Here is a 17,330-nt window from a genome sequence, read left to right as displayed (position 1 = left end):
AGGTGCAGTCATGGGCAAGAATCAATGTCAGCTAGCAATTGACGCACTGACGCAGTTCTTCAACACGTACTCGACGTCAACGCCGATCTACATGGAACTGCCAGACGTCCCAAGAGGAAGGGCGCTCGACTCGTACATTGAACTTGTTTCAGTCGACACGCTCCCTGAGAACCGTATCCACGCGGATCTCGGGTATGGCTGGGGGTTCACGGTCATGCCCACCGAGACGACCCTGGACAGCGATCTGTTCACCCTCACCATTGAGGGAGAGGAACTGGACTTCGAGACGACGAGCGTCCTCCGACGGTATCACCAAGGGTGGGTGCGCTTTTTTGTCATTCCCAATACCGACTTCTCAAACAAAGCGAAGGCGACCAATGGTGCGGATCTGAAAGAAGTCGCTCGTAGAATTAAAGCGCCGAATTGACCATACTCGTGAACTAAAATCAACGAGTCACGCCATTGACCCCAAGTTTGGACTCCGTTGAGGTTCCTAGATTGAGGGCAATCACTGCAGTGGCTACTCTTGCAATAGGCCTGATCGGAATCACCAGCGGATCCGAAGGTTCGATCCGCCCCGAGAAGTCGTCTTTAGAGATGCCCGTCGACGTGGCCTGGAGAATGGTCAACCAGAACCTCAGCGAACTTGTGCCTGAATGGCAGTCGCACTTCCTTTTCCCGAGCAGCCGATGACGCTGGCAGGTCCCCGATAGCCGGTCCAGGCAGTTCTAGAGCCAGTTTCTTCTAGCTGTCGGTCAGTCGATCTCGCAGCCCACAGGGTGGTGCTGGTGGGTGCATCGGGCAGCGTACTCGGCCGGGGTCTGGTAGCCCAGCGCCGAGTGGCGGTGCCGGTGGTTGTGGTCGTCTTCGAAATCTTCGATCACACGCGAGCTTCGAGCAGGGTGGGCCAGCAGTTGCGGTTCAGGCACTCGTCGCGCAGCCGGTTGTTGAACGATTCGATGAACCCGTTGTTCCACGGCGTGCCGGACGGAATATAGGAGATGCCTACCGACCCTGCACAGAACGCCTGGAGCGCCTCTGAGATGAACTCAGGGCCGTTGTCCATGCGTAGCACCATGGGTGGGCCACCCCAGATCGCGAAGGTCTTCTCCAATTCCTCGACCAACCGGTCGGCGGTGATCGAGCGATCCACGATGTTGAGCAACGACATCCGGGTGTGTTCATCGACCATTGATGCGATCTTGACCTTCTTGCCATCCACGGTCGAGTCAAACTGAAAGTCCAATGCCCACACCACCTTCGGCGCATCCGCCGCCACGATCGGCACTGACGATTGCCCGGCTCGTTTGCGCCGCGGCGCCCGGCGCACCTGCAGGCCCTCCTCCGTCCACAGCCGATGCACCTTCTTCTTGTTCACCTCGATACCGTCGTCGAACCGCAGGTGCGCCCACGCCCGCCGGAACCCGTGTCGCGGGTGCTTGCGGGCGTAGGTGCGTAGCTGTGCACGCATACCAGCGTCCGGGTCGGCCGGTGTCTGAGTCAACGGCAGACGCCGGTAGGTAGACCGTGAAAGCCCAACAACCCTGCACGCCATACGTTCTGACATGTTCTTCACGTCTTTGAGCATGTCGATCGCGGCGCGTTTGGCGGTCGGGCTCAGAATTTTCCCTTGGCGATCTCCCGCAGCGCGTCTTTCTCCAACTCGGCGTCGGCGAGCAGGCGCTTGAGCCGGCCGTTCTGCTCGCGTAGCTCCTTGAGTTCCTTGGCGGCATCAGCGTCCATACCGCCGTACTGGCGGCGCCAGTTGTACAAGGTGGCCGCCGACACCTCGAGGTCGGCGGCGATCTCCTCGCCGTTCTTGCCCTCGGCCGCCAGTTCATCGGCTCGGCGCAACTTGCGCACGATGTCCTCAGCCGAGTGACGCTTCCGTCCCGCCATGATCCCTATCGTCCCTTCTCCGCCCTCAACAGGGCAATCAGGACTCTAGAACCACCCGGACCGGTTCACGGGGGACACGCCAACGCATCCGGAAAAGCTTCGCGGATGTAGCACCGGCGAGAACTCGCTCGCCGACGGGCCGCCGTGGAGTGTTCGGTCGGAGACTAACGTCGACTACAACGAACCGACGACGCGCTCACAGGTGGACCGCGGCTTCTCCGTACGTGAGTCGCGCGGGTACGAGCCTGTTGAGATTGCGCAAAAGGACTCGGCGGACGAACGAAAGGTTACGAACGACGAGGTTCTCCGTCGTCCTCACTCGTTCAATTGTTTCGTATGGTCCCCCGTGGACAGTAACCTCCCTGTCGCCTTGCATCACGTTTCCCGGCGACGAGCAGTACTCGCAGTCAGGCTGACGTCTAGGTACCTGGAACCGGCGACGTTTAGATTCGCTGTCTGTTCTCCTGCGACAGGACCGACGTCGTATAGCGAGGGCGACCATCCGTCACGGATGAACCCCACGCTTGTTGAGCCAGGCCTGGGGGTTGATCTTGGTGCCGTTGGCATCCCAGACCTCGTAGTGCAGGTGGGGGCCGGTGGACTGGCCGCGGTTGCCGACGGTCGCGATTTTCTGGCCGGCGCGCACGTGCTGGCCGGGGTGGACGAAGCTCTCGTTGACGTGTCCGAAGACGCCGACGGTGCCGTCGTCCTGCTTGACGCGGACCCACTGGCCGAAGCCGGATGCCGGGCCGGACTCGAGGACGACGCCGTCGGTCACGGCGTAGATGGGCGTTCCGATCTTGTTGGCGATGTCGACTCCGTTGTGGTGGGTGCCCCAGCGCGGGCCGTAGCCCGAGGTCACGGTGCCGCTGACCGGCTTCACTGCCTTCTTGATACCGGGGAGGTCGGAGCTGCCCGGGCCGAATACCGACGGCGGCAGGACGTCGCGAGCGAAGTCGTCGAGCTCAGGCGGCAGGACCACGCCAGCCGGCAGCTTCACGTTCTCGGGGAGCGCGATCTTCGGCGCAGACGGGGGAGCGGGCTGCGCCGCTGCCTGCGCGGCGGTGCCGGCACTCAGGCCGACCGCACCGACGAACGCGGCGAACGCGCCCGTTCGCAGGGCCGTGCGGGCGGTGGAGTGCGACGTGGCACGATGGCGTCCGGGACGCCGGGTGCGCGACGTCGAGTCGAGCAGGGCGCGAGTGGCGGGGCGCGTCGAAGAGTCGGCGTTCAGTCGGTGAAGAGGCAAAGCGTTGTCCATCTCAGATTGGGTAACAGTTCGGTATCGGCAAGGACACGGCGAAGTTACCTTTTCTGACATAAGCAGACACTGAGAGTCAGCCCAGGACTCCCAGGACTTACGCAAAGCCCCAGGTGAGACCCCAAACGAGATCCCGGTCACACACGGCGTCGAAACCGCGTGGCACCGTGTAATCCATGCCCGAGCCCGAACACACGCCCGACGGCCGCCATATCGTCGTCAACGGCCGGAAGTGGCGGGCGACGGACCCGCTGATTCCGGACGAGCGGCGGTCCGAACTGCAGTCGATCCTCATGGCGTGGCGTCGGGACGTGAAGCGGACGAAAGGCGCACCCGAGTCACGTCGGGGCGTCCAGGCGGCGAAGGTCGCCCTGGGAGAGCGCGGCACCCCATGGTGGGAGCAGACCGAGGACGAACGCCGCGAACGGTGGGAGACCGACGTCGCCCGACCCGACGACTGACCAGCCCTACCGCGGCAGCAGCGACTCCGCGGCATAGCGGCCGGCGCGCTCGAAGCTCTCGCTCACCTCGAAGCCCGGATCAATCTGCCAGTACCGCATGCTCGACACGTAGATCGCCGCGACCATCTGGGCGAGGAACTCCGGCGGATGATCGGTCCGCACATCCTGCTGTTCGACGCCGCGCTCGATGAGCCGCAAGACCTCCGACGTGAACACGTGGCTGCGTTCACCGAGCGTCCCCGACATCGACGAAATCCGTTCGATCTCGCTGGTCACCGTCCGCATGTAGTCCGGGTCGGCGACCGACGACCGCGCGAAGTCGACGAACACACCCACCACGCGCTCGTACGTACTCAGCGGCTTGTCGAGCATCGCGTCGACGACGTGCGAGAACGTCCCCATCAGTTGGGCGTACAGATCGGTAAGCAGGTCGTCTTTGCTCGGGAAGTAGTTGAAGAACGTGGCCCGCGACACCTCGGCGCGCTCAGCAATCGACTCGACCGTCGCGGCGCTCCCCTCGGAGGCGAGCAATTCGCGCGCAGCGATCAGCAGGCGTTCGCGCGTCTGCTGCTTGTTGCGTTCCCGCCGACCCATGGCCGGAGCTTCGGTCAAAGTGGTGCCTTCCGTACGGGCGGGGCGACCCCGACCGACCAATTCTTGCATTCCGCCCCCAAAGTTTGGATGGGCGTCTAACTTTTTGCTCTGAGTCCAGTGTGAGGTCGTCGCTCCATGAGACGACGTCACGCGAGTCGACCGCGGGGGGATCTTCCGGCGCCGGACCGACGACTTGTGCTGCCATGCGCACCAGTCGTTACCTAAGCCGAGACTCATTGCAGGACAGAATATTTCGAATCCGACCGACGACCGCGACCTGCGGGTTACAGTCGCCACCGAGTCAGCAAATCCGACATTTCGTCCGTCTCCGCAGCGGGGCGGCGACTTGTCGAATCACGATCGAAGGGGATCGCATGAAATCACCCAGTGCACTCAGGCGTGTGCTTCGGACCGCGACGGTGATCGGCTGTTCCGGGGTGCTCGCGCTCGGAGCGCTGACGGCCTGCGCCGACGACAGCTCGGAGAGCTCCACCGCCGGCGAGACCAGCCAGCTCCCGAGCAATCCGGCCACCGGCGACCCGGTCAAGGTCGGCCTGATCGTGCCCGAGGGCGGTGCCGTGACGACGCCGATGGTGCGCGAGGGCAGCGAAGCCGCGGTCGAGTATCTGAACAACAACGGCGGCGGCATCGGCGGTCACCAGATCGAATTGGTGGTGTGCAAGCAGCAGGAAGAACCCGCCTCGGCCACCAAGTGCGCGAATCAGATGGTGGAGCAGCAGGTTTCGGTCGTGGTCTCGCCGCTGGGCGCGCAGGGTGCGGTCATGCTGCCGATCATCGCCGGCGCCAAGATCCCGTTCGTCGCACAGGCTCCGGTGTCACAAGCGGAGATGGCCACTCCCGGATCGTTCATGCTGTCCGGTGGCATCGTCGCCGTCCTCGCGGGACAGGCCGCGACCGCCGCCAAGGACGGACTCAAGAAGGTCACCCTGATCATCGGTGACTCCGGTGACGCGGCCGCGTCGGTAAAAGCACTGGGCGATCCCATGTTCCAGCGTGCCGGCGTCGCACTCAACGTCGTCACCGTGCCGGTCGGTGCCGCCGACCTGACACCGCAGATCACCGCCGGTCTCGCCGACAACCCGGATGCGGTCAGCATCCTCGGCGACACCCGCCAGTGCATCTCGGTCCTCAAGACGCTGCAGACCGTCGCACCCGACGCCTCGAAGTACCTCATCGCCAGCTGCCTCGACAAGCCCGTCCTCGACGCCGTCGGCAACGACGCGGTCTCCGGCGCCAAGGCGTTCACCACGGTCAACCTCAGTTCCGACGACCCGAGCGTCACCCAATACCGCAGCGTCATGGCGCAATACGCGCCCGACACCGACCCGGCCGGCCTCGCCTACATCGGCTATCAGGTCATGACTGCGCTCGGCGAGCTGAACGGTCTCGAGGGCACCGTCGACGCTCAAGCGTTCACCACCGCTCTGTCACAGGCCAAGGACGTTCCGCTCCCGGCCGCACCCGGCATCACCTTCACCTGCGACGGGAAGGCGTTCCCGCCGCTGACGTCGCTGTGCAGCAAGGCGATCCTGGTCAGTGACGTGACCGCCGACGCCAAGCTCGAGAACACCGTCGTCACCAACAACTAGTTCCTCTCCAGATCGGGGGTCGCGTCCGCGCGGCCCCCGATCCCCGCACTTCCCAGTGGGAGTTCCATGACCGACCATCTCGCCTTCCTGGTCCTCGGCCTCGGCAACGGAGCCGTCTTCGCCGCTCTCGGCCTCGCGCTAGTGATGACGTTCAAGAGTTCCGGCGTCGTCAACTTCGCGACCGGCGCGGTGGCGCTGTACGCCGCCTACACGTACGCCTTTCTGCGCCAGGGGGAACTCCTCAACCCCATCCCCGGCTTTCCTGCGACCATCTCACTCGGCTCCGAACTGGGAGTCGCTGCAGCGCTACTCATCTCCGTGGTCGTCGCCGCGATCCTCGGCGTCATCCTGTACCTACTGGTGTTCCGCCCGATGCGGGCCGCCCCGGCGCTGGCCAAGGCGGTCGCTGCGATCGGCCTCATGCTCGTCATCCAGGCGCTCATCGCGCTGCGGGTCGGCGAGAACGCGCCCAGCGTCGGACCCATCTTCGAGGTCGACACGTTCACGATCGGATCCAGCGCAGTTCCGACGGACCGTCTGATGCTGGCCGTGGTCATCGTCGGACTCGCCATCTGTGCGGGACTCGTTCTGCGCTACACCCGCTTCGGCGTGGCGACGGAGGCCGCCGCCGAATCCGAGAAGGGTGCGCTGGTCACCGGCCTCTCACCGGACCGCATCGCGGTCGCCAACTGGGCGTTGTCGTCGGCAACTGCCGGTCTCGGCGGCGTGCTCATCGCACCGATCGTTCCACTCAATCCCGTGGCGTACACTATGTTCATCGTGCCGGCCCTCGCGGCGGCGCTGGTCGGCAACTTCACCGCGATATCGATCACGGTCGGCGCCGGGCTTGTCATCGGCATGCTGCAGTCCGAGGCCACGAAACTGCAGACCACCTGGGACTGGATGCCCGACGCCGGTGTCGCCGAGGCGGTCCCGTTGATCCTCATCATCGGGTTTCTCCTCATCCGCGGGCGCCCAGTGCCGGGCCGCGGCGCGGTCACCCGCAACGACCTCGGCCGGTCACCGCGTCCGAACCGTCTGGTGATACCGGGGATCGTCGGTGTCGTCGTTGCGGTACTGGCACTCGTCACCACCTCCGGCAGTCTCCGGCTCGCCGTGATCGCCACGATGATCTACGCCATCATCGCGCTGTCCCAGGTCGTCGTCACCGGGTACGCGGGCCAGGTGTCGCTGGCGCAACTGACGCTCGCCGGCGTCGGCGCCTACGCGCTCAGCCGACTCACCGATGACCTCAACATCCCGTTCCCGCTCGCCCCGCTGCTCGCAGCCTGCGCGGCGATGGTCATCGGCGTGATCGTCGGCCTGCCCGCTCTCCGGGTGCGCGGGTTACCGCTCATGGTCGCGACGCTCGCTCTCGCCGTGTTCTGCGAGGCGTTCTGCTTCCGCAACCCGTCGCTCAACGGCGGATTGCAGGGTGCGCCAGTCGAATCCCCGTCGATCTTCGGCATCGATCTGGGAATTGGTGCGGGTGAGGGATATCCGCGGATCGCCTTCGGCATCCTGTGCCTCGTGGTGCTGACCCTGGTGGCGTACGCGGTGGCACTTCTCCGTCGCAGCGGACTCGGCGCGTCGATGCTGGCCGTGCGCGCCAACGAACGGTCCGCAGCCGCGGCCGGGATCAACGTCGGCGCAACCAAACTCATCGCCTTCGCTATCGCGTCGTTCCTCGCCGGACTGGGCGGATCGCTGCTGGCGTACCAGCAGACCCTCGCGACCGCCGGTAGTTATGCCGTCTTCGCCGGCATCGGGCTGTTCGCGGTCTTCTACATCGCCGGCGTCACCTCGATCTCCGGAGCCATCCTCGCCGGCATCATCGCGCCTGGTGGGCTGATGTACTTCGCCGCCGACAAGTACGCGTCGTTCGGCGACTACTACATGCTGGTCAGCGGAGTCCTTCTGGTGCTCACCGTCGTCACCAGTCCCGACGGCGTGATCGGGTATCTGCACAAGATCCCGATGCCGGCTCGACGACGTGCACCACAATCGGCCCACGACGACGCTCAGGCCGCGCCGACTCCGCCGGTCACACCGCCCAGTGACAAGGTTCTGCTCTCGGCTCGCGACGTCACGGTGCGCTACGGGGCGGTGACCGCCGTCGATGGCGTCAGCTTCGACCTCCGCTCCGGCGAGATCGTCGGCCTGATCGGACCCAACGGCGCCGGCAAGACGACGCTGATCGACGCCATCAGCGGATTTGCGACCGCGTCCGGAACAGTGACTCTTGGCGGCACGACCCTCAACGGCCTTGCACCGCATCGACGCAGCCGCGAAGGCCTCGGCCGGACGTTCCAGGACATCGAACTCTACGGCGAGTTGTCTGTCGCGGAGAACCTGGCGATCGCCGCTCGCCGTGCGCCGGGGGATACCGCCGAGAACGTCCGTAACGTCCTGGGGATGCTGGAGATCAGCCATCTCAGTGATGTTGTGGCCGCTGATCTCTCGCAAGGTCAGCGTCAGCTCGTCGCGGTGGCTCGCGTACTCGCCGGCCAGCCGGAAGTGGCGCTGCTCGACGAGCCGGCCGCCGGACTCGACAGCACCGAGAGTCGATGGCTGGGCGACAGGTTGCGGGCAGCCCGCGCTCACGGGGTTTCCATGGTCCTCGTCGACCACGACATGGATCTCGTCCTCAGCCTGTGCGACCGGGTCATCGTCCTCGACCTCGGAGCCGTCATCGCGGAAGGCGCCCCGGACGAGATTCGACGCTCACCGGCAGTCGTCAACGCCTACCTCGGCACTCCGTCGTCGGCAGTCGTGGGGTCCGACGATTATTCGCCACCGGACAGCGCTGTCTCCGAGCCACATTCGACGACCAAGGAGATGACGCCGTGACAGTCCTCGAATGCCGCGGTCTCGACGCCGGGTACTCACGCGGCAAAGCCTGCGTCCACGGTCTCGACCTGTCCGTCGAGGCGGGAGAGATTGTCGCCCTGCTCGGACCGAACGGAGCCGGAAAGACGACGTTGCTCACCACCCTTGCCGGTCTGCTTCCGCGCCTCGATGGCGAGGTCAGCGTCGGCGGTCACACGGTTCGGGCGGGGGATGCGCGCGCGGCCGTGCGTGCCGGACTCGTCCTGGTTCCGGACGACCGGTCGCTGTTCAAGCAACTCACGACCCGACAGAACCTCCAGCTGGCCATACGACGACGCGGGGCGGCTCGGAACAGCGCCGTCGACAGGGTGCTCGACCACTTCCCGGCTCTCAGAGACCGACTCAAGGTCGCCGCGGGCGAGCTGTCTGGGGGAGAGCAGCAGATGCTCGCGATCGGGCGTGCGCTGTTGCAGCAGCCGAGAGTGCTGCTGATCGACGAACTCAGCATGGGACTCGCACCCATCGTCGTCGAGTCGATCCTGCCCGTCCTGCGGGATGTCGCCGACACCGAGGGCACCGCGGTGGTTCTCGTCGAACAGCATGTTCGGTTGGCGCTCGGGATCGCGGATCGGGCGGTGGTGCTGGTCCACGGCGACATCGCTTTGACGGACTCCGCGGCCTCGCTTGCCGGTGACATCGGGCGGATCGAGGAGGCGTACCTCGGGAGTGCCCGGGCGTAGGCCACAAAGGGGCGAGGCGAGCCACCCACAGCCTCTGAGGCAGATCCCTTCGCTCCCTGAGGTGTGAGGAGCGAAAGCGACGAACCACGAAGGGTCATCGCGAGGCGCCTCACCAAGCCCTACGAGGCTCGTCGCTGCGCTCCTCGCACCTCAGGGAGCATATGGAAGTCTCCTCAGGGAGCATGGGGGGGTCGGTCCTATCGGTGCAGGGAGCAAAGGCGGGAGTGATGCGTCCACCATTGACATGCAAGTAGCGACTTGCCTATTGTCAGGTGTGGCCGACGTGTTCCATGCACTCGATGACTCGACGAGGCGAGCAATCCTCGACGAGTTGGTCGAACGGGACGGCCAGACGCTGTTCGAGATCTGCGGTCGTCTCACGTCTCGGCGTGGGCTCAACCTGAGCCGACAAGCGATTTCGCAGCATCTGGGTGTGCTGGAGACGGCCGGGCTAATCCACACCGAGAAACGCGGACGCTCCAAATTCCACTACTTCGACCCCACACCGCTCGGCGAGATCGCCGAGCGGTGGCCCGCCCATCGAAAGGACCTGCCATGAGAATGACACTGATGTCCGTCTTCGTCGACGACCAGCGTAAGGCGCACGAGTTCTACACTGAGATACTCGGATTCACGACTCGCCATGACATTCCGATGGGCGAGAACACGTGGTGGCTTACGGTCGTTTCCCCTCACGATCCCGAGGGGATGGAACTCCTTCTCGAACCGTCTGGCCACCCCGCAGTCAAGCCCTACCGGGACGCGCTCAACGAAGACGGAATCCCGTTGGCGCAGTTCGCCGTCGACGATGTTCAGGCCGAGTACGAGCGGCTACGCGGCCTCGGCGTCGAGTTCACCCAGGAACCGACCGATATCGGACCTGCGGTCGTCGCGGTCTTCGACGACACGTGCGGCAACCTGATCCAGATCGCTGCAACGAAAGACGTTGCCCCGCAGTGACTATTGCTGTGGAAGCAGCGACTCAGACGCGGGGAATGCCGGTTGTCGGGTAGTCACCGGCGCCTCGAGCGGAGGAATCTCGATCGCGCGGACCGACAAGTCCTCGATCAGCTTCTCCCACTCGCCGATGTTCGTCGCCCTCTTCTTGCGTGACCCGACGTTGTCAGTCCACCGAGTGAGCGCAGGCGCGGCTATGTACAGCGGCCTTGCTGGATCATTCTTGTTCGCCTCGAGCAATCGCGACTGACCCTTGTGACGCACGGTTTCTCCGCGCATCCGCAGCGGGCCGAACGCGAGCTTGACGATGTTGACGATGCGGTAGGCGGCGTTCATCGACTTGTTGGTCGTGTACCTCTCGTTCGACGGGTCGATGGGGAAACTGATGGGCGTGAATCGCTCGTAGCAGAACTGCAGGCCGGCAAGTTCCGCCTCGCGCACCATCCAGGACAGACTCAGTTCCGAAGGTTCAGCGACCGCCAGACCACCGCCGATGTCGGAGTGGACCCCCTCGAACCACACCTGTTTGACGTCGATCTCGCCCTCATCCGCCTTGTCGACTTCCCAGACGCAGGGATCGAATGTCAGCCGACGTTCGTCGATGGCGAGCGCCTGTCTGCCCACGGCGACGTTCTTGCCGAGCTTCACGTCGTGGAACTTGTGCTTGACGCGGGTGATGCCGGGAACGCCGAGGGCACCGACGGTGTCGAAGACCCCGATGAACTTGACCGGCACCGGGGCGCCTGGGGTCTTCGCCGGACGATCCTCCCGCTTCATCCGGTAGTACCGCAGGACCGTTTCGAAGAGGTTCTCGGTCGGATGCTCCGCGAGTTCGAGCGGTGACACCAGGCCGACCTGCCAGATCATGCCCCCAAGACTCCGCGCGGTGTACGCGCCGCGGCTGAACCCGAAGACGAAGATCTCATCGCCGAGCTCATAGTTCAGAGCGAGGAACCGGTAGGCATCGATCAGGTTGGCATCGAGGCCGCGACCGAACGCCCCGCCGATGACGCGGTCGGACCATCCCGAGCCGGTTCCCACGCCGTTGACGTAATGGACCAGCTGCACAGCGCCGTCGTCGGCATCGGTGGTGACGGCTCGGGCGATCTTCTCGACATTCGAAATTCGTGGGTCTTTCGACGACTTCCACGTGCCGTCGCAGCACACCACCAGACGCTTCTTCATTTCTCCGACCCTCCACAGGCTCGCACGCGGCCCACCCGCAGTAAACGGTAGTAGCTCCGACGGTTCGATGCGATAGGCGTCGGTCGTACGGTTTACTGCGGTCATGAGGTTCATCGACATCGCGGCCCGGCGAATCACGGTCATCTGTACCGCCGTACTCGGGGCCCTGCTGCTATCCGGACTCGGCGGCGTACCGGCGAATGCCGCGCCGCCCACCGCCGGCCTCGATCCAGCGCTGGCGACGGCCTACCAGCAGGCGTCGAACAGCGCAGGCGCACAGGGGGTCTCGTTGTGGATCACGTCCGGTAAGCGAACAGACGCGGAGCAGCGTCAGATGTGGCGCGATGCGATCGCGACCTATGGCAGCCCGGAAGCTGCTCGACGGTGGGTCCTGCCGGCGGAACAATCGCCACATGTGAGCGGCCACGCCGTCGACGTCGGCCCTCGCGAAGGCGCCGCTTGGCTCGAACGAACCGGTTACCGCTGGGGTCTGTGCCGAACCTTCGCCAACGAGTGGTGGCACTTCGAGCTCGCGACGGTACCCGGTCTCCCATGCCCTCCGATGTGGCCCGATGCCGCGTCCCGCGCTGACCGGCTTCGTTAGTGGTGGCCCTTTCTGATGACCCTTCGTGACGACCCTCCGCAAGCTCCGGGCCGCCTCAGGGAACGGGGTCGACCGCCTCCGCACGGAGGGCGGACAGGATGATTGAGAAATAGTCTGCGAAAGGTGTCGAACGGCGTCCGGCACGCTCGTCATCACTGCACACGGACCGACGAGCGGCCCGCTGAACGAGAGGCCAGATCATGCATTACTCGCTGCTGCTGCACTACCCGGAAATGGACGCATCGACCCTCGGTGAGGAAGCCATCGCCCAGGGCCAGGCCGCCTTCGCCGCCTACACGACGGCGCTCCAGGACGCCGGCGTGCTCGTGAGTGCCGAAGTCCTACAGCACTCGGACGTCACGACGACGCTGCGCAAAGTCGACGGCCGGCTCGTCGTTCAGGACGGCCCCTTCGCCGACACCAAGGAACAGCTCGGCGGAACCGTCGTCATCGATGTCGACGATCTGGACGCCGCCATCGAGTGGGCGCGTCAGGCACCGCCGATCGAGTGGGGTGTCGTGGAGATCAGGCCCGGCGCGACCTACACCGTCGATGGTGCGTGGACACCCAACGCATGACCCGACGAGAAGCGCACACTGCCGCCGAACATGCTGCCCGCGAGTCGTATTCGCGGCTGATGGCGCTTCTCGCCGCCGCCTCGGGGGATCTCGCTCTCGCGGAGGATGCACTGGCGACCGCCTTCGAACGCGCACTCACCTCGTGGCCGTCAGATGGGGTACCCGCAAACCCGGAAGGCTGGCTGCTCACGGTCGCACGCAACCAGCAGCGCGACGTCTGGAAGTCGGCGGCGCACCGTACGTCGAAGATCCTCGACGACACCATCTCTCCCGGAGCAACCACCGTGACCCCCTTCGACGATGTGGACCCCGACGCCATTCCCGACAAGCGCCTCGAATTGTTGTTCACCTGTGCGCATCCGGCCATCGACGCAGCCGTCCGCACGCCACTGATGATGCAGTCGGTGCTCGGCTTCGAGGCCGCCGACGTCGCCACCGCCTTCGCGGTCGCGCCGGCAACGATGTCGCAGCGCCTCGTGCGAGCCAAGCGCCGGATCCGCGATGCACGGATACCGTTCGTCGTTCCCGATCGCACGGCGATGCCGGAGCGACTCCCCGTTGTGCTGGAAGCGGTCTATGGCTGTTTCGCGATCGCGTGGAACGACGCCGACGGGACCGATCCCGACACCGTCGAATCAATGGCGGGGGAGTCGCTGCACCTGGCCGTCACGCTCGCCGCACTGCTCGAGGATCCCGAGGCGTGGGGTCTCGCCGCGCTGATCGCGTTGTCGTTGTCGCGGGCTCCGGCACGGACCGGCCCGTTCATCCCGCTCGACGAGCAGGATCCGGCCGGTTGGGATGCCGCGCTCATCCGGGACGGGGAAGCGATGCTCCGACGCGCATCGGCGTTCGGCCGGCCGCACGGTCGGTTCCAGCTCGAAGCGGCCATGCAGTCCGTCCATGCCGACCGCGCACGCACCGGTGTCGTCGACTGGGCCGCATTACAGACGCTGTCGTCCGCGCTCGTGGCCGTGGCGCCGACGCTTGGTGCGCGAATCGCCCACGCTGCGATCGTCGGACGGGCGAGTTCTCCCGCAGATGGACTCTCCCTGCTTGACGAGTTTGTCGGTGACGCCACAGGTTTCGGCCCGTTCCACGCGGCGAAGGCAGATCTGCTGGTTCGGGCCGGGCACTCCGACGCGGCGCGTGAGCACTTCGAGCGGGCCGCCGAGCTCACCGGCGACGAGCGAGCGCGGGAGTATCTGCGACGACGTGCGGCGAGATTGTGTAGAGATCGTCGCGTGCCCGACGGAAAGCGACGCACGGTCGAGGGTGGCGCCGGCCGGGTGACACCAAACGGCGGGAATGCCTGATTCTGGCAACACCGACGACCTAATGTGTGACTCGGGACACAACAGTGCCGGACCCTCACCGAGGGCTTCACAACGGGTCGAGCCTCGCTCGACGAATGGAGGCAGTCATGACTGCAAGTGCCGAGGTCACGAACGATCTGACCACCGAGCCGTACCGCTCGCGCCGCAATCACTGGAACAACCAGGTCCGCCGGCACGCCATGATGACCCCGGACAACACGGCGATCACCTACCTCGACAAGAACACGACCTGGAAGGAACTCGACGACCGGTCGCGCGCCTTCGGAGCCGCGCTTCACCGCCGGGGGGTCCAGTTCGGTGACCGGGTCCTGATGGCCCTGCTCAACCGCACCGAGTACATCGAGGCGATTCTCGGGGCCACTCTCATCGGCGCCATCCCGGTACCGGTCAACATCCGCATGAGCCCCGCCGAGGTTGCCTACCTCGTCACCGACAGCGGTGCGAAGGTCGTCGTCACCGAGACCCTCCTCGCGCCGATCGCGGACGCGGTCGCCGGATCGACCGGTCAGATCGAGACCATCATCGTCGTCGACGGCAGCGACAACGCCGACCATCTCGACTTCGAGACCCTGCTGGCCGAGGGAGCGTCGGACCTGCCGGAGGTCGACGTGCCCGAGGACACCGTCGCCGCCATCATGTACACCTCGGGCACCACCGGAAAACCCAAGGGCGCCATGCTCACCCATCAGAACATCCAGGCGCAGGCGGTGACGACGATCGCCACGGCCGGGGCACAGTCCGGTTCCGATGACGTCGCCTCGATCGTGCCGCCGCTGTTCCACATCGCGGGGATCGGCGGCTTCGCACCGATCTTCTACCGCGGGGTCCGCGCGGTGCTCCACCCGCTCGGCGCGTTCGATCCCGACACCATGCTCGACACGCTGGAGCGCGAAGGCGTCACGTCGGTCTTCATGGTCCCGGCTCAGTGGCAGGCCGTGTGTGCCGCGCAGAAGGCGCGTCCCCGGAAGCTCAAGCTGCGCACGATGAGTTGGGGCGCGGCCCCGGCGTCGGACACCGTGCTGAACGCGATGAACGAATCGTTCCCGGAGGCCGCCAACATGACCGCGTTCGGTCAGACCGAGATGTCACCGGTGACGACGATCCTCGAGGGCAAGGATGCACTGCGCAAGCTCGGCTCCATCGGCAAGGTCGTCCCGGCGGTCACCGCGCGCATCGTCGATCCGCTCATGAACGACGTGAAGCCCGGTGAGGTCGGCGAGATCGTGTATCGCGGGCCCAACATGATGATCGGCTACTGGAACAAGCCCGAGGCGACCGCGGAAGCCTTCCGCGGCGGCTGGTTTCACTCGGGCGACCTGGTGCGTCAGGACGAGGAGGGTTTCCTCTACGTCGTCGACCGCGCCAAGGACATGATCATCTCGGGCGGCGAGAACATCTACTGCGCCGAGGTCGAGAACGTCCTGTTCGGCCATCCGAGCATCACCGAGGCCGCGATCATCGGTCGCGCGGACGAGAAGTGGGGCGAGGTGCCGGTCGCCGTGGTCGTGCTCGCCGAAGGCGTCGAGGACCTCACCCTCGCCGATCTCGAGCCGCACCTCAACGAGAACCTCGCGCGGTTCAAGCACCCCAAGGACCTGGTGATCATCGACGAACTCCCACGCAACGCCGGGGGGAAGGTCGTCAAGCCACGGCTCCGAGATGCTTACGGCAGCAAGGACGCCGGCCTGTCGAACTGACCGGCGTCCTGGGGGAGGTCACTCCGGGTCGGCGAAGCTCGCTTCGCGTCGCGCCATCCCGGCGTGTACCGCCTCCATCTGATTGGGGGATCCCATCAGTCCGACCTGGAGTTCGCTCTCCAGCATCAGCGCCGCGGCCGGATCGGTGCCCGCCCACGATTCGTCGTAGAGACGCTTGGCGGCACGAACCGCGTGCGGCGACTTCGACGCGATCTCGTGCGCGAGATCCAGTGCGGCGGTGAGCGGATCGTCGACGACGCGGGTGACCAGACCGAGTCGTTGGGCCTCGGCGCCGTCGACGATGCGTCCGGTGAACGTGAGTTCCTTTGCCACATCGGCGGACACGAGTCGCGGGAGGGTCTGGGTGATGCCCATATCGGGCACCAGACCCCACTTGACCTCCATGATGGACAGGCGCGCGTCGGGGGTCGAATAGCGGATGTCGGCACCCAGCGCGATCTGCAGGCCACCGCCGAAACAGTTGCCGGTGATGGCCGCGATCACCGGTGCCGGGATGCGGCCCCAGTCCAGTGACACCCGCTGCGCGTGGTTGCCGAGCACGCCAGGCTCCCGTTCCAGCAGCGAGTTCACTCCGCCACCCTGACCCAGGCTCGACACGTCCAGGCCGGAACAGAAACTCTTGCCCGCACCGTGTACCACCACAGCCCGGACGCGGTTGTCCTCGGCGAGGGTGCCCGTCACATCGATGAGGGCCTCGAACATCGCCGGATCGAGCGCGTTGTGTTTGTCGGCTCGGTTGAGCGTCGCTGTGGCGACACCGGCGTCGTCGATGTCCACGACGATCCGCTGCTCGGCCATGTATCTACTTCCGATCTGTTGTGGGCGTGTGTTTGATCTCGCGGAGCTGACGTCCGCGGCGTTGGTAGCGCCAGATGAAGTAGCCGACGCCGATCGCCAGAACGACACCGATGATCACGCCCCAGGCGGTGGCGGCGCGGAAGCCGGGCGCTTCGACGTCGAAGATGCGCTCGCCGGCATGTGCGCCGTTCCCACCGCCGGCGACCACCGTGAGGGTCAGCAGGTTGGGGATCGCGACGAGCACGCCGAGAACGGCGAACATGATCGTCGGGACGTTCTTCATGCGGCTGCGGTTGACGAACGCCAACGTGAAGAACAGCACGGGCAAAAAGGTGCACACGATGCCGAGAACCAGGCCGGTGCCAATGCCGCGGCTGAACGACCCTTCGACGCGCTGCCCGATCTGACCGGCCCACCAGCGCGGCAGGAACGCCTCGAGGATGAAGTAGGTGACGACGAGCAGCGCGGCGATGACGAGCCCGATCACCACCTTCTTCACCACGGAGTTCGCGCGTTCGGCGGCGGTCGGTTTGACCGGGGTCGTCCCATCGGCCGTCGAGTCGATCGGCGCGACGCCGGGCGTGGTTCCGGCGGAATACTGGGAGGCTTCCGGTGGCGGCGCGGCGGGCGGCACCGCGCCCGACGGGTACGCGCCGGAGGGCGTCTGTCCGGGCCCGCCCGGGGTCGGCGGCTGTCCGGATGGATTGGCAGAGAACGGTTCGTTGCTCATGGGCCGAGTGTATGCGCGGACCGCTGCCCGTC

The 17,330-nt window shown here is 65.6% G+C and carries 16 protein-coding genes and 1 pseudogene; 11 read left to right on the top strand and 6 right to left on the bottom strand.

Annotation, left to right across the window (positions count from 1 at the left end):
* Window positions 1-10: 10 nt before the first annotated feature.
* Window positions 11-427: a hypothetical protein gene (locus Q9R39_RS18910; RefSeq protein ID WP_280359589.1), complete on the top strand. Its 417-nt coding sequence runs from the start codon at window positions 11-13 to the stop codon at window positions 425-427.
* A 328-nt stretch (window positions 428-755) separates the two neighbouring features.
* Here Q9R39_RS18910 and Q9R39_RS18905 read toward each other — a convergent pair.
* Together Q9R39_RS18905 and Q9R39_RS18900 are read right to left on the bottom strand one after the other, a co-directional pair.
* Window positions 756-1,899: pseudogene (locus tag Q9R39_RS18905) on the bottom strand (IS3 family transposase).
* A gap of 505 nt (window positions 1,900-2,404) precedes the next feature.
* Window positions 2,405-3,160, bottom strand: a complete 756-nt coding sequence (locus Q9R39_RS18900; RefSeq protein ID WP_311277969.1) for a M23 family metallopeptidase — start codon at window positions 3,158-3,160, stop codon at window positions 2,405-2,407.
* Window positions 3,161-3,336: 176 nt separating this feature from the next.
* Here Q9R39_RS18900 and Q9R39_RS18895 point away from each other — a divergent pair, with 176 nt between their 5' ends.
* Window positions 3,337-3,621, top strand: coding sequence for a hypothetical protein (locus Q9R39_RS18895; RefSeq protein WP_226513344.1), 285 nt, complete (start codon window positions 3,337-3,339; stop codon window positions 3,619-3,621).
* A gap of 6 nt (window positions 3,622-3,627) precedes the next feature.
* Here Q9R39_RS18895 and Q9R39_RS18890 read toward each other — a convergent pair whose 3' ends face one another.
* Window positions 3,628-4,233 (bottom strand): TetR/AcrR family transcriptional regulator, encoded by a 606-nt coding sequence (locus tag Q9R39_RS18890; RefSeq protein WP_265968971.1) that lies wholly within the window; start codon window positions 4,231-4,233, stop codon window positions 3,628-3,630.
* A 356-nt stretch (window positions 4,234-4,589) separates the two neighbouring features.
* Between Q9R39_RS18890 and Q9R39_RS18885 the strand changes: the two genes are divergently transcribed.
* From Q9R39_RS18885 to Q9R39_RS18865, 5 genes are all read left to right on the top strand, one after another.
* A complete protein-coding gene (locus tag Q9R39_RS18885; RefSeq protein ID WP_311277968.1) occupies window positions 4,590-5,825 on the top strand; it encodes an ABC transporter substrate-binding protein in 1,236 nt (411 codons plus the stop codon).
* A gap of 66 nt (window positions 5,826-5,891) precedes the next feature.
* A complete protein-coding gene (locus Q9R39_RS18880; RefSeq protein WP_311277967.1) occupies window positions 5,892-8,675 on the top strand; it encodes a branched-chain amino acid ABC transporter permease/ATP-binding protein in 2,784 nt (927 codons plus the stop codon).
* Window positions 8,672-9,394, top strand: a complete 723-nt coding sequence (locus tag Q9R39_RS18875) for an ATP-binding cassette domain-containing protein (protein WP_311277966.1) — start codon at window positions 8,672-8,674, stop codon at window positions 9,392-9,394. The genes Q9R39_RS18880 and Q9R39_RS18875 overlap by 4 nt, the downstream gene beginning before the upstream one ends.
* 244 nt (window positions 9,395-9,638) lie before the next feature.
* The gene (locus Q9R39_RS18870) at window positions 9,639-9,953 is read left to right on the top strand and encodes a helix-turn-helix domain-containing protein (protein WP_311277965.1); all 315 of its coding nucleotides are present in this window, start codon (window positions 9,639-9,641) and stop codon (window positions 9,951-9,953) included.
* Complete coding sequence (locus Q9R39_RS18865) at window positions 9,950-10,354, top strand: VOC family protein (RefSeq protein ID WP_265968978.1); 405 nt, start codon at window positions 9,950-9,952, stop codon at window positions 10,352-10,354. The genes Q9R39_RS18870 and Q9R39_RS18865 overlap by 4 nt, the downstream gene beginning before the upstream one ends.
* Here the strand turns inward: Q9R39_RS18865 and Q9R39_RS18860 are convergent, their stop codons facing one another.
* On the bottom strand, window positions 10,355-11,536 hold the full coding sequence (locus Q9R39_RS18860) for a DUF2235 domain-containing protein (protein ID WP_311277964.1): 1,182 nt from the start codon (window positions 11,534-11,536) through the stop codon (window positions 10,355-10,357).
* Between the two features lie 103 nt (window positions 11,537-11,639).
* Here Q9R39_RS18860 and Q9R39_RS18855 point away from each other — a divergent pair, with 103 nt between their 5' ends.
* The 4 genes from Q9R39_RS18855 to fadD5 all read left to right on the top strand — a co-directional run bounded on the left by Q9R39_RS18855 (window position 11,640) and on the right by fadD5 (window position 15,749).
* Entirely contained in the window at window positions 11,640-12,140 is a 501-nt protein-coding gene (locus Q9R39_RS18855) for a M15 family metallopeptidase (RefSeq protein ID WP_311277963.1), read from the top strand.
* Between the two features lie 200 nt (window positions 12,141-12,340).
* On the top strand, window positions 12,341-12,718 hold the full coding sequence (locus tag Q9R39_RS18850; protein WP_065630007.1) for a YciI family protein: 378 nt from the start codon (window positions 12,341-12,343) through the stop codon (window positions 12,716-12,718).
* Window positions 12,715-14,031 (top strand): DUF6596 domain-containing protein, encoded by a 1,317-nt coding sequence (locus tag Q9R39_RS18845; RefSeq protein WP_311277962.1) that lies wholly within the window; start codon window positions 12,715-12,717, stop codon window positions 14,029-14,031. Before Q9R39_RS18850 ends, Q9R39_RS18845 begins: the two co-directional genes overlap by 4 nt.
* A gap of 107 nt (window positions 14,032-14,138) precedes the next feature.
* Window positions 14,139-15,749: a fatty-acid--CoA ligase FadD5 gene (fadD5, locus tag Q9R39_RS18840; RefSeq protein ID WP_311277961.1), complete on the top strand. Its 1,611-nt coding sequence runs from the start codon at window positions 14,139-14,141 to the stop codon at window positions 15,747-15,749.
* 18 nt (window positions 15,750-15,767) lie between these two features.
* Here the strand turns inward: fadD5 and Q9R39_RS18835 are convergent, their stop codons facing one another.
* Entirely contained in the window at window positions 15,768-16,568 is an 801-nt protein-coding gene (locus Q9R39_RS18835) for a crotonase/enoyl-CoA hydratase family protein (RefSeq protein ID WP_311277960.1), read from the bottom strand.
* 4 nt (window positions 16,569-16,572) lie between these two features.
* Window positions 16,573-17,298 carry a hypothetical protein gene (locus Q9R39_RS18830; protein ID WP_205334375.1) on the bottom strand — a complete coding sequence of 242 codons (726 nt, stop codon included), beginning with the start codon at window positions 17,296-17,298 and terminating at the stop codon, window positions 16,573-16,575.
* Window positions 17,299-17,330 lie beyond the last annotated feature (32 nt).

This window comes from Gordonia sp. AC31 (genome assembly GCF_031844505.1).
GTDB lineage: Bacteria > Actinomycetota > Actinomycetes > Mycobacteriales > Mycobacteriaceae > Gordonia > Gordonia hongkongensis.
Note: the sequence above shows the minus strand (reverse complement) of the source record. Positions and strands in the feature narration are given on the sequence as shown.

Coding starts and splice junctions, on each gene's coding strand:
- Q9R39_RS18830 (WP_205334375.1), bottom strand. CDS start 17,298: ATGAGCAACGAACCGTTCTCTGCCAATCCATCCGGACAGCCGCCGACC.
- fadD5 (WP_311277961.1), top strand. CDS start 14,139: ATGACTGCAAGTGCCGAGGTCACGAACGATCTGACCACCGAGCCGTAC.
- Q9R39_RS18885 (WP_311277968.1), top strand. CDS start 4,590: ATGAAATCACCCAGTGCACTCAGGCGTGTGCTTCGGACCGCGACGGTG.
- Q9R39_RS18855 (WP_311277963.1), top strand. CDS start 11,640: ATGAGGTTCATCGACATCGCGGCCCGGCGAATCACGGTCATCTGTACC.
- Q9R39_RS18895 (WP_226513344.1), top strand. CDS start 3,337: ATGCCCGAGCCCGAACACACGCCCGACGGCCGCCATATCGTCGTCAAC.
- Q9R39_RS18850 (WP_065630007.1), top strand. CDS start 12,341: ATGCATTACTCGCTGCTGCTGCACTACCCGGAAATGGACGCATCGACC.
- Q9R39_RS18910 (WP_280359589.1), top strand. CDS start 11: ATGGGCAAGAATCAATGTCAGCTAGCAATTGACGCACTGACGCAGTTC.
- Q9R39_RS18845 (WP_311277962.1), top strand. CDS start 12,715: ATGACCCGACGAGAAGCGCACACTGCCGCCGAACATGCTGCCCGCGAG.
- Q9R39_RS18880 (WP_311277967.1), top strand. CDS start 5,892: ATGACCGACCATCTCGCCTTCCTGGTCCTCGGCCTCGGCAACGGAGCC.
- Q9R39_RS18835 (WP_311277960.1), bottom strand. CDS start 16,568: ATGGCCGAGCAGCGGATCGTCGTGGACATCGACGACGCCGGTGTCGCC.
- Q9R39_RS18900 (WP_311277969.1), bottom strand. CDS start 3,160: ATGGACAACGCTTTGCCTCTTCACCGACTGAACGCCGACTCTTCGACG.
- Q9R39_RS18870 (WP_311277965.1), top strand. CDS start 9,639: ATGCAAGTAGCGACTTGCCTATTGTCAGGTGTGGCCGACGTGTTCCAT.
- Q9R39_RS18860 (WP_311277964.1), bottom strand. CDS start 11,536: ATGAAGAAGCGTCTGGTGGTGTGCTGCGACGGCACGTGGAAGTCGTCG.
- Q9R39_RS18865 (WP_265968978.1), top strand. CDS start 9,950: ATGAGAATGACACTGATGTCCGTCTTCGTCGACGACCAGCGTAAGGCG.